Origin of the sequence: Oceanicaulis sp. HTCC2633, assembly GCF_000152745.1 — a bacterium.
Taxonomy (GTDB): Bacteria; Pseudomonadota; Alphaproteobacteria; order Caulobacterales; family Maricaulaceae; genus Oceanicaulis.
Window position 1 is genome coordinate 2,268,077 of the sequence record NZ_CH672428.1, and the last position, 11,551, is coordinate 2,279,627.

Annotated in this window: 8 protein-coding genes; 7 read left to right on the forward strand and 1 reads right to left on the reverse strand. The window is 65.6% G+C overall.

From position 1 onward, the window contains the following. Positions 1–36: 36 nt before the first annotated feature. Both OA2633_RS10870 and OA2633_RS10875 read left to right on the forward strand, forming a co-directional pair. Positions 37–3,270, forward strand: coding sequence for an efflux RND transporter permease subunit (locus OA2633_RS10870; RefSeq protein WP_009802597.1), 3,234 nt, complete (start codon positions 37–39; stop codon positions 3,268–3,270). Beyond that, positions 3,267–4,682 carry an efflux transporter outer membrane subunit gene (locus OA2633_RS10875; RefSeq protein ID WP_009802598.1) on the forward strand — a complete coding sequence of 472 codons (1,416 nt, stop codon included), beginning with the start codon at positions 3,267–3,269 and terminating at the stop codon, positions 4,680–4,682. The genes OA2633_RS10870 and OA2633_RS10875 overlap by 4 nt, the downstream gene beginning before the upstream one ends. Before the next feature lie 76 nt (positions 4,683–4,758). Here the strand turns inward: OA2633_RS10875 and OA2633_RS10880 are convergent, their stop codons facing one another. Further along, positions 4,759–5,451, reverse strand: a complete 693-nt coding sequence (locus tag OA2633_RS10880) for a GntR family transcriptional regulator (RefSeq protein ID WP_009802599.1) — start codon at positions 5,449–5,451, stop codon at positions 4,759–4,761. A 96-nt stretch (positions 5,452–5,547) separates the two neighbouring features. Between OA2633_RS10880 and hutI the strand changes: the two genes are divergently transcribed. The 5 genes from hutI to OA2633_RS10905 form a co-directional block, all read left to right on the forward strand. Next, the gene (hutI, locus tag OA2633_RS10885) at positions 5,548–6,741 is read left to right on the forward strand and encodes an imidazolonepropionase (RefSeq protein ID WP_040613524.1); all 1,194 of its coding nucleotides are present in this window, start codon (positions 5,548–5,550) and stop codon (positions 6,739–6,741) included. Further along, a complete protein-coding gene (hutH, locus tag OA2633_RS10890) occupies positions 6,735–8,264 on the forward strand; it encodes a histidine ammonia-lyase (protein WP_009802601.1) in 1,530 nt (509 codons plus the stop codon). The genes hutI and hutH overlap by 7 nt, the downstream gene beginning before the upstream one ends. Next, positions 8,264–9,931, forward strand: a complete 1,668-nt coding sequence (gene hutU, locus OA2633_RS10895) for a urocanate hydratase (protein ID WP_009802602.1) — start codon at positions 8,264–8,266, stop codon at positions 9,929–9,931. The genes hutH and hutU overlap by 1 nt, the downstream gene beginning before the upstream one ends. A gap of 9 nt (positions 9,932–9,940) precedes the next feature. Further along, positions 9,941–10,870, forward strand: a complete 930-nt coding sequence (gene hutG, locus OA2633_RS10900) for a formimidoylglutamase (protein WP_009802603.1) — start codon at positions 9,941–9,943, stop codon at positions 10,868–10,870. A gap of 85 nt (positions 10,871–10,955) precedes the next feature. Then, positions 10,956–11,551 (forward strand): dicarboxylate/amino acid:cation symporter (locus tag OA2633_RS10905; RefSeq protein WP_009802604.1); only part of this gene is annotated, 596 nt, incomplete at its 3' end.

Below are 11,551 nucleotides of genomic sequence, written 5' to 3' on the forward strand. Positions count from 1 at the left end.
CCTGTCCCCCCTTTTTAAAGTCTGGAAAGATCGCACATGCGCCTTTCACATTTCTTCATTGAGCGGCCGATCTTCTCAGCTGTGATCGCGGTGTTCATCACCCTGATCGGCCTGTTCGCCTATCCGTCGCTGCCCCTGTCGCAGTATCCCGAAATTGCGCCGCCCACCATCGAGGTGCAGGCCAGCTATCCCGGCGCGACCGCCGAGGATCTCGCCGAGCAGGTCGCCGCTCCGCTGGAGCAGGAGATCAACGGCGTCGAGGACATGCTCTACATGACTTCGTCCGCCACGGCCTCGGGCCAGGTGGCGCTGACCGTCACCTTCCAGCCCGGCACCGATCTCGATACGGCCCAGGTGCTGGTCCAGAACCGGGTCAACCGCGCCGAACCGCGCCTGCCCGAACAGGTCCGCCTGCGCGGCGTGCAGGTGAACCAGCAATCGCAGGGCTTCTTGCTGATCGCGGCGCTGATTTCGCCCGACGAGTCCCTCGACAAGACCTTCCTTGGAAATTACGCCAACACGACGCTGCGCGATCGCCTGCTGCGCCTTGAGGGCATCTCCAACGTCCAGATCTTTGGCGGCGGGAACTACGCCATGCGGGTCTGGATCGACCCCGAGCGCGCAGCGGCTCATGACATGACCGCCGGCGATGTGGTGGCCGCGCTTCAGGCGCAGAACATCCAGGCGGCGGGCGGATCGCTGGGGCAACCCCCGTTTGACGAGAACAATCCGGCCGAGTTTCAGCAGGCGATCTCCGTTCAGGGCCGCCTGATGAGCACCGAGGAGTTCGGCAATGTTATCGTCAAGCGCGGCGAGAACGGCCAGCTGACCCATCTGCGGGAAGTGGCGCGGGTCGAACTCGCTGAGGAAGACTATTCCATCAAGGGCTATTTCGGCGGTGATCCCGGCGTGGCCATGGCCATCATCCAGCAGCCGGGCGCGAACGCGCTCGACGCCGCCAATGCAGCGCTGGAAGCGCTGGACGAAGCCTCCGCCGACTTCCCCGAAGGCATGGAATACTTCATCCCCTACAACCCGACCGAGTTTGTCCAGGCGTCGGTGTCGGCGGTGCAGCGCACCCTGATCGAAGCCGTGTTCCTGGTCGTTCTGGTCATCGTGATCTTCCTGCAGAACTGGCGCGCGGCCGTGATCCCCATCGTGGCGATCCCGGTATCGATCATCGGCGTGTTCGCCGTGCAGCTGGCGCTGGGCTTCTCGATCAACTCGCTGTCCCTGTTCGCCCTCGTGCTGGCGGTGGGCATCGTGGTCGATGACGCCATCATCGTGGTGGAGAACGTCGAGCGCCTGATGCGCGAGGGGATGTCGCCCCGAAAGGCGGCTCACCAGTCGATGAAGGAGGTCAGCGGCGCGCTGATCGCCATGACGCTGGTGCTGGTGTCGGTGTTCGTGCCGACGGCGCTGGTGCCGGGCATTCCGGGCATCTTCTATCGGCAGTTCGCGGTGGCGGTCGCCACATCGGCAGTGATCTCGCTGATCATCTCGCTCACCCTGTCGCCGGCGCTCTCCGCCCTCATCCTCAAGCCTCACAAGGAAGAGGATCATGGTCCGGGCTGGCTGGCGCCTCTGCGCTTCGCCGCCAACAAGTTCAATGCCGGGTTCGACTGGCTGTCGGACCGCTATGGTCGCCTGACCGGGCGTCTGGTGCGCCTCGTGACGATCATGCTGATCGCCTATGCCGGCCTGCTGGCGATGACGGGCTGGCGTCTGATGGAAACCCCGACCGGCTTTATCCCGGAGCAGGACCAGGGCTTCCTCATCGGCGTCATCCAGTTGCCGCCCGGCGCGTCTCTGGACCGTACCGACCGCGTGATGCAGGCGGCTCAGGAGGTGCTTCTGAGCACGGACGGGGTGAGCACGACCGCGGCTATTGTGGGCCTCGACGGCGCCAGCTTCTCCGCTGCGTCCAATGCGGGCACCATCTTCATTCGTCTCGATGATTTCGCCGAGCGCGAACACCATCCGGGCATGTCGGCGGTTCAGCTCAGCCAGCAGCTGACGGGCACGATCAACATGGCGATCCCCGAAGGCGGCGCCTTCATCATCGCGCCTCCGGCGGTCCAGGGGCTGGGCAATGGCGGCGGCTTCAAGATGATGATCCAGGCCCGTGAAGGGCAAAGCTATGCCGAGCTTCAGAACTCTGTCTTCGCCATGATGGGCGCGGCGCAGGAGAACCCGAACGTCACGCAGGTCTACTCCACCTTCAACACCAACGCCCCGCGCATTGATGTGAATGTGGATCGCGAGCTGGCCTTCCAACTCGGGGTTCAACCCGCCGATGTCTACGAGACTTTGGGCGCTTACATGGGCTCCACCTATGTGAACGACTTCAACTTCGTGGGGCGGACCTTCCGGGTGCTGGCCCAGGCCGACGCCGAGTTCCGCAATGATGTCTCTGACCTCGCCCAGCTACGGGTCCGGTCGGCCTCGGGCGGCATGGTGCCGATTTCCGCCATCGCCCAGATCCAGGAAAATTCCGGGCCCGTACGCGTGGTGCGTCACAACCTGTTCCCGACCATCGAGCTTCAGGGACAGGCCGCGCCGGGCGTGTCCACCGGCCAGGCGCTGGCCTCCATGGAGGCGCTGGCCGATCAGATCCTGCCGGACGGGGTCAGCTATGAATGGACCGAGCTCGCCTATCAGCAAAAGGCGGCCGGCAATTCGGGCCTGATGATCTTCGGCCTCGCCGTGGTCTTCGTCTTCCTGGTGCTCGCGGCCCAGTATGAAGCCTTCACCCTGCCCTGGGCGGTGATCTTCATCGTGCCCATGTGCGTGCTGGCGGCGATGATCGGGGTCAATCTGGCCGGGTCGGACAACAACATCCTGACCCAGGTCGGCCTTGTGGTGCTGATTGCGCTGGCGGCGAAGAACGCCATCCTGCTGGTCGAGTTCGCCAAGCAGGCCGAAGACCGCGATCACAATGGCCCGCAGGAGGCGGCGGTCGCCGGCGCGCGCGTGCGCTTGCGTCCGATCCTGATGACCTCCTTCGCCTTCATCTTCGGCGTGACGCCCCTGGCGTTCTCGCACGGGGCCGGCGCGGAAATGCGGGAAGCGCTGGGCATCGCGGTGTTCTCGGGCATGATCGGGGTGACCGTGTTCGGCCTCCTGTTCACGCCGGTCTTCTATGTGGTCGGGCGCTGGCTTTCGGGGCTCATGCCCCAGGGGCCGAGCGGCTCGACCGATCCCGATTACTGGCTGTCTGACGATGATCCGGGCGCCGAGCGCGCCGATCAGGAAGGAGGTCGCGCATGACCTTGAAATCCCTGACCCTCATGATGGCGAGCACGCTGGTTCTGACCGCGTGCGCCACAACTGAACGGCCTGATGTCTCCGATTCCACTCTGACCGGACGTCTGGAGGGCCCGCTGGTCTCGACCGCTGACGCTGCGCCCTTCACGACGGCGCAGCCGGATGCCCGGTGGTGGCGGCTCTATGACAGCCCCGAGCTGGACGGGCTGATCACGGACGCGCTCGAGAACAACAATTCTCTGGCCCAGGCCGCCGCCTCTCTGGAGCAGGTTCGCGCCAGCCTGGGCGAAGCCCGCTCCGCACGCCTGCCCTCCACCGAGCTGTCCGTGCAGGGCGGCTATGCGGAGCAACCGCTCTCCCAGGGCGGCTATGACGGCGAACAGTATGGCGCCGGCTTCTCCACCAGCTGGCAGGTTGATCTCTTTGGCCGGGTGCGAAACGCCATCCGCGCGGCGCGTCAGGATGTGGTCGCCGCCGAAGCGGCCCATGACGCCGCCGCCATCCTGGTGGCCGGCGAGACCGCCCGCGCCTGGGCCGATTATTGCGCCGGAACGCGGCTTGTCAGCGTGGGCGAGAACAATGTCGCCCTCGCGGAGCAATCGCTGGATCTGACCGAGCGCCTGTATGACGCAGGTCGTGGATTGCGGCTGGATGTGGTGCAGGCGCAAAGCCGTCTGGAAACCAGTCGCGCCGAACTGCCCTCCCTGCGCGCCTCACGCGACGCCGCCGTCTTCCGCCTCGCGACCCTGACCGGGCGCACCCCGGCGGAAATGCGCGCGGTGATCCCCGCCTGCGAGGTTGCGCCGCGTCTGGAAGGCGCGATTGCGGTGGGGGATGTGGCGAGCCTTCTGGCGCGTCGTCCGGATGTGCGCGAAGCCGAAGCCCGTCTCGCCGCAGCCTCTGCGCGCGTGGGCGTCTCTGTCGCCCAGCTCTATCCGTCGGTGACGCTGGGCGGCTCCATCACCTCCACCGCCTTTGATCTGGGCGATGTGGGCGATGAGGACAGCCTGTCGGTCTCCCTCGGCCCGCTCATCTCCTGGAGCTTCCCGAACCAGACGGCGGCGCGGGCGCGCCTGCGCCAGGCTGAAGCGGGAGCGCAGATCGCGCTTGCCGGCTTTGACCAGACGGTGCTGGAGGCGCTGCAGGAAACCGAAACCGCATTGACCGTCTTTGCGGCGGAGCGCCAGCGCCGGGCGTCGCTGGAAGTGGCGCGGGACGCCGCGGCGGAAGCCGCACGCCTGGCCCGTATCCGCTATCAGGCCGGATCGGAAAGCTATATCGCGGTGCTCGATGCAGAGCGCACCCTCGCCAATGCGGAAACGGCGCTTGCCAGTTCCGATGCGGCGGCGGCGAGTTCCGAAGTGGACGTTTTCATGGCCCTGGGCGGTCGCTGGACTGATACCGGCGACGAATAGGCTCTTGGTTCATGAACCGTGTTGAAGGCCGCGCTGGATGTCCCCCCATTGGCGCGGCCTTCATGATTTTCGGTCCCTAGAGAAGATCGCCGGACTCGGTGATGATTTCGAATTCGTCCGCCCGGTTTGAAAGCCGCACGGCGGTCAGGGGCGCATCCCGGAATCGGGTCTGCCGTTCTATAACGAACACCGGCGCGCCCGCTTCAAGCCCGAGATGGTCCTGATCGATCTGATGGGCCCGCTCCGCCCGCAGGGCCGTGCGGATGAAGGAATAGGGCGCGCGCTGGACCAGCCATTCATTGGGGCTGATGGTTTCGAAGGTCTCGTCCGTCGCCTCGGGCACGGCGTCGAGATTGATCAGCCGGTCCTCAAGCTGGAACGGCTTGCCGTCGCTCAGATGCAGGCAGCGCACATGGCGCAGCGGCGCGCCGTCAAAGAGCGCCGGATCGAGCGGAGAGGCGGCCGCCTCATCCACGCAGATCAGCTGATAGCCATAGCGTCCGCCACGCGCTTCGATCTCATGGCGCACAATGGGAATGGTCAGGGTGGAGCGATGACCGCGACGGTCCACGACCCGCGTGCCTGCGCGGCGCTTGCGCTCGATCAGGCCGGCCTCTGACAGGCTGGCCAGCGCACGCCGGATCGTGCCGCGCGCGACGCCGAACTCGTCCGCCAGATCCTCTTCGCGCGGCAGGGTGAAGCCTGCCGGCCAGCTCTGGTCATTGATACGGCGCAACATCTCTGTGCGGATGGATTCATAAGGATGCATGCCGCCCTTTTATGACGGCTGAGTGATTCAGCAAAGCCCGTCTTGATCCGCAATTTCAATATGTATAGACATATTGAACGCGTGACGGAGCGATCCATGAAACTGTTGACCGATCTAGTGCTTGCCGGGTCTGACGCCCCGACGCCCTATGGCCGTATCGAGCGCGGCGCGCTGGTGCTGGAGGGGGATCAGATCGTCTATGCCGGGACGCAGGCTGATCTGCCGGAGCAATACGTCTCCCTCAAGGCCACCTCGCTGGAGGGACGCCTCGTTACACCCGGTCTCATCGATTGCCATACTCATCTTGTCCATGGCGGCAGCCGGGCGCGCGAGTTCGAGATGCGCCAGTCCGGAGCCAGCTATGCCGATATCGCCAAGGCGGGCGGCGGCATCGTCTCCACCGTCGCAGCGACCCGTGAGGCCAGCGAGGACGCGTTGATCGAGCAGGCGCTGGTGCGGCTCGACCGTCTGATCGCGGACGGCGTCACCACGGTGGAAATCAAGTCCGGCTATGGCCTTGATCGCGACACCGAGCTCAAGCAATTGCGGGTCGCGCGGCGTCTGGGCGAGCTGCGCAAGGTCCGCGTTGTGACGAGCTTTCTGGGCGCTCACGCCATTCCCAAAGGCATGGACGCGGACGCCTATATCGACACGGTCTGCATCCCCGCCCTGACAGAGGCGCACGCCGCAGGACTCGTCGACATGGTGGACGGCTTCTGTGAAAGCATCGCCTTCTCCCCCGCACAGATCGCGCGGGTCTTTGACGTGGCCGCCGAGCTGGGCCTGCCGGTGAAACTGCATGCCGAACAGCTCTCCGATCAGGGCGGCGCCGCGCTGGCGGCGCGCCATGGCGCAAAGTCTGTCGAGCATCTGGAATACATTTCCGACGCCGATATCGACGCGCTGGCGAAGGCGGGCAGCGTGGCGGTCATGCTGCCGGGCGCATTCTACTTCCTAAAGGAAACCCGCAAGCCGCCCATCGAAGGGTTCCGCCGCGCCGGCGTGCCGATGGCGGTGTCGACCGATTCCAATCCCGGCTCCTCGCCCATGACGTCCTTGCTGCTGGCGATGAACATGGGCGCGACCTTCTTTGGTCTGACCCCGGAAGAGGCGCTCAGGGGCGTGACGGTGAACGCCGCAAAAGCATTGGCGCGGGATGATCTGGGCCGTCTGGCGCCGGGCTGTCGCGCGGATCTCGCCATCTGGGATGTCGCCGATCCCGCTGAACTCACCTATCGCATGGGCGATGCCCCGCTCCATGCCCGTTATCTGGGAGGCGACGCGTGCTGACGCCCGGTTCTGTCACACTCACCGAACTTGAACACATCTGGCGCGAGGGCGGCGATATCCGCCTCGATCCCGCCGCCCGCGACGGCGTGCGCCGCTCGGCTGAACAGGTGAAGGCGGCCGCCCGCGGCTCCGAAGCCGTCTATGGCGTCAACACCGGGTTCGGCAAGCTGGCCTCGATCCGCATTGCGCCGGAGGATACCGCCGCGCTTCAGCGCAATCTGATTCTGTCTCATTGCTGCGGCGTGGGGGAGGAGACGCCCGAAGCCATCGTCCGCCTGATGATCAGCCTCAAGCTCATCTCCCTGGGGCGAGGCGCATCCGGCGTGCGTGATGAGCTGATCGATCTTCTGGAAGCCATGCTGGCCAAGGGCGTCATGCCGGTGGTGCCGGCGCAAGGTTCGGTCGGGGCGTCGGGCGATCTGGCGCCGCTCGCGCATATGGCCGCCGTGATGATCGGCGAGGGGCAGGCGCGCTACCAAGGCGAGGTTCTGTCTGGCGCCGAGGCGCTCGACAAGGCGGGGCTGACCCCGGTCGTGCTGGGCCCCAAGGAAGGGTTGGCGCTGATCAACGGCACCCAGTTCTCCACCGCTTATGCGCTGGCGGGCCTGTTCGAGGCGCGACACGCTGCCCGCACCGCGCTTGTCACCTGCTCGCTCAGCATGGACGCCGCGATGGCCTCAACCGCGCCCCTGCTGGAAGAGATCCATACCCTGCGCGGCCAGCCGGGGCAGATCACAGCGGCGCGGGTGATGCGCAATCTCCTGGAAGACAGTGAAATCCGCCAGTCCCACCGCACCGATGATCCGCGGGTCCAGGACCCCTATTGCATGCGCTGCCAGCCCCAAGTGGTGGGCGCGGCGATGGACATGCTGGACAATGCTGCTCGCATGCTCGAACGCGAAGCCAATGCCGCGACCGACAATCCGCTGGTGCTCGCGGACGAGGGCGTCATCGTCTCGGGCGGGAATTTCCACGCCGAGCCGGTGGCGTTCGCCGCCGACATAATCGCACTCGCGGTGTCTGAAATCGGCGCCATCGCCCAGCGGCGCATTGCGCTTCTGGTCGATCCCACGCTCAGCTTTGATCTGCCGCCCTTCCTGGCGGCTGATCCGGGACTCAATTCCGGATTGATGATCGCAGAGGTCACGAGCGCCGCGCTGATGAGCGAGAACAAGCATCTCGCAAATCCGTGCTCGACGGACTCAACGCCCACTTCGGCCAATCAGGAAGACCATGTCAGCATGGCCGCCCATGGCGCGCGCCGCCTGATGCGGATGACGGCGAACCTGTTCCACATTCTCGGCATCGAGCTGTTCTGCGCCGCCGAGGGCGTGCGGTTCCGCGCGCCCCTGAAGACCAGCGCGCCCCTGCGCGCCGTGATCGAGGTCTTCAACGCCGAGATCAGACCGCTTTTGCAAGACCGCTATCTCGCCCCCGATCTGGAAGCGTCTGCGCGCCTCGTGCGCGGGGACGCGCTGCTCACGGCCGCCGGGGTGAACACGTCAGACCTGGAGAGCCTGTGATGACCGATCGTCGCCAGAACGCCCGCGAAGTCCGCCCGCCGGTGGGGACCGAGCTCACCGCCAAATCCTGGCTCACCGAAGCGCCGCTCCGCATGCTGATGAACAATCTTCATCCGGATGTGGCCGAGAACCCCGATGAGCTTGTGGTCTATGGCGGCATTGGCCGTGCGGCGCGGGACTGGAACAGCTTTGACAAGATCGTCGAGAGTCTCAAAACGCTCAACGATGACGAGACCTTGCTCGTGCAATCGGGCAAGCCGGTCGGCGTCTTTCGCACCCATGAGAATGCGCCGCGCGTGCTGATCGCCAACTCCAACCTGGTGCCGCACTGGGCCAATTGGGACCATTTCAACGCGCTCGATAAGAAGGGTCTGGCCATGTACGGCCAGATGACCGCGGGCTCATGGATCTATATTGGCGCCCAGGGCATTGTTCAGGGCACGTATGAAACCTTCGTCGAGGCGGGCCGACAGCATTATGACGGCGACCTCACAGGCCGCTGGATCCTGACCGCCGGTCTCGGCGGCATGGGCGGCGCCCAGCCTCTGGCCGCCGTGATGGCGGGGTCATGCTGTCTCGCCATTGAATGCGACGAGACCCGCATCGATTTCCGCCTGCGCACCGGTTATGTGGACGAGAAGGCGACCTCGGTGGAGGAGGCGCTTGCGATGATCGAGCGCTGGACGAAGGCGGGCGAAGCCAAATCCGTGGGCCTTCTTGGCAATGCGGCCGAGATCCTGCCCGAGCTCTACAAGCGCGGCGTGCGTCCGGACATTCTGACCGACCAGACCAGCGCGCATGACCCGCTCAACGGCTATCTGCCCGCAGGCTGGAGCGTGGCGGACTGGCGCGACGCCCGTGAACGCGATCCCAAAAAGGTCGAAGCGGCGGCCCGCGCCAGCATGAAAACCCATGTGGAAGCCATGCTGGCTTTCCATGCGGATGGCGTTCCGACGCTCGATTACGGCAACAATATCCGACAGGTGGCGCTGGAAGAGGGCGTTGCGAACGCCTTTGATTTCCCCGGCTTCGTGCCCGCCTATATTCGCCCGCTCTTCTGCCGCGGCGTCGGCCCGTTCCGCTGGGCGGCGCTGTCAGGCGATCCGGAAGACATCTACAAAACCGACGCCAGGGTGAAGGAGCTGATCCCTGATGATCCCCATCTTCATCAATGGCTCGACATGGCGCGCGAGCGCATCCAGTTCCAGGGCCTGCCCGCGCGCATCTGCTGGGTGGGTCTGGGCCAGCGTCATCGCCTGGGTCTCGCCTTCAACGAAATGGTCCGCACCGGCGAGCTGAAAGCGCCAGTGGTGATCGGGCGGGACCATCTCGATTCCGGCTCCGTCGCCTCGCCCAACCGGGAGACCGAGGCCATGAAGGATGGCTCTGACGCCGTGTCGGACTGGCCGTTGCTCAACGCGCTTCTCAATACCGCCAGCGGCGCCACCTGGGTCAGCCTGCACCATGGCGGCGGGGTGGGCATGGGCTTCTCCCAGCATTCAGGCATGGTGATCTGCTGTGATGGCAGCGAAGCCGCCGACAAACGTCTCGCGAATGTGCTCTGGAATGACCCGGCCACCGGGGTGATGCGTCACGCCGACGCCGGATACGAGATCGCCCTCGACTGTGCGCGCGAGAATGGGCTCAATCTGCCCGGCATCCTGTAGGAGCACCGCATGAGCGTCACCCGCACCCCGGCGCCGGACTGGAGCGGTCGCATGGACCCTGAAGACGGGCCGGATGCGATCCGCCTGCATCAGCTTGTGGCGCCCGGCGCCAGGCGCGCCGTCATCGGCTTTGCCTGCGATGCCGGGGTGACGCGCAACAAGGGCCGGATCGGCGCCAAGCAGGGCCCCGCCGCCCTGCGTCAGGCACTGGCGAACCTCGCCGCCCCCGCAGACGCCGAGCTGTTTTCCGATCTTGGCGATGTGACTGTAGACGGTGATGCGCTGGAAGCGGGGCAGGAGACGCTGGCGAACGCGATTGCTGACGCCCTGTCAGACCATGAGCGGGTTGTGGTATTGGGCGGTGGGCATGAAACCGCCTTCGCCAGCTTCAGGGGCCTGCGCAAGGCGCACCCGAGGGCGCGGATCGGCATTCTCAATCTCGACGCCCATCTTGATCTGCGCCTGCCGAGCGAGGCGGGCGGGTCATCGGGCACGCCCTTCGCCCAGATCCGTGACCTTGATCCTGAGGCGTTTGACTATCTGTGCGTCGGCTATGCCGAGGAATCCAACACTCAGGCGCTGCTCAAACGGGCGCAGGAGTGGGGCGTTAAGCTGGTGCGCGATCACGAGCTGATCGCCGATCCGCTGGCGGCCAATCCTGCGATCACCGACCTCATCGCACGCAATGATCTGGTCTATCTCACCATCGATATCGACGTTCTGAGCCATTTCCAGGCGCCGGGCGTCAGTGCGCCCGCCGCCCGCGGCGTGCCGTTCTCCACGATCGAGCGGATCGTCAGCTTAGTGCTGAAGACCGCTGCTGATCTGAACACGTCCTTGCCGCTGGCTGATCTCGTGGAAGTGTCGCCCGCCCATGACCGGGACGGGGTGACGGCCAAGACCGCCGCCGTGCTGGCGCGGCGGTTGTTGTTGGGATGATCGGACGCAGGGGTTTGACCGGGGGAGACCTTGCCAGCCCCGTGCAAGCGCGGCTCTATGATCGGAAGGTCTTGAGAGTTCGCCCATGAATGTCCGGCGCAATCTGCGGGTCCGCGATATCAGCGGGCTGATCGAATCCCGTCTGTGGGCGCAAATCCTGGTGGCGATGGTGGTCGGCGTCGGGCTGGGGCTTCTGCTGTCGCCGCAGACGGAAGGCCCGTTCTCGCTCAGCCCGGAGGACGCCGAGATCTGGGCGGACTGGCTGCGTCTGCCGGGCCAGTTGTTTCTGAACGTCATCCAGATGGTCGTGATCCCGCTGGTGATCACCTCGATCATACTCGGGCTCACTTCGGCGGGCGATCCGGCCTTCCTGCGCAAGGTTGGGCTTCGGATCGCGCCCTATTTCGTCGGCACCACGACCCTGGCGGTGCTGCTGGGGGCGCTGGTCGCCACCACGATCAAGCCCGGGCGGTTCATCGATGGCGCCGGTTTCACCTCCGAAGCAGTGAGCGCGGCGGGTGAGGTGATGGAGGCCCCGGCCGCCCTGGCGTCGGTCCCCGACCAGATCGCCAATCTGGTGCCCGCCAACATCGACAACGCCATGCTGACGGGGAACATGCTGCAGATCGTGGTCTATGCCCTCTTCATCGGGGTGGCGATGTCGATCATCGGGCCGGACCG

Bases quoted from the DNA above. Each gene is read 5' to 3' on its own strand.
- OA2633_RS10870 (WP_009802597.1), top strand. From the start codon at position 37: ATGCGCCTTTCACATTTCTTCATTGAGCGGCCGATCTTCTCAGCTGTG.
- OA2633_RS10875 (WP_009802598.1), top strand. From the start codon at position 3,267: ATGACCTTGAAATCCCTGACCCTCATGATGGCGAGCACGCTGGTTCTG.
- OA2633_RS10880 (WP_009802599.1), bottom strand. From the start codon at position 5,451: ATGCATCCTTATGAATCCATCCGCACAGAGATGTTGCGCCGTATCAAT.
- hutI (WP_040613524.1), top strand. From the start codon at position 5,548: ATGAAACTGTTGACCGATCTAGTGCTTGCCGGGTCTGACGCCCCGACG.
- hutU (WP_009802602.1), top strand. From the start codon at position 8,264: ATGACCGATCGTCGCCAGAACGCCCGCGAAGTCCGCCCGCCGGTGGGG.
- hutG (WP_009802603.1), top strand. From the start codon at position 9,941: ATGAGCGTCACCCGCACCCCGGCGCCGGACTGGAGCGGTCGCATGGAC.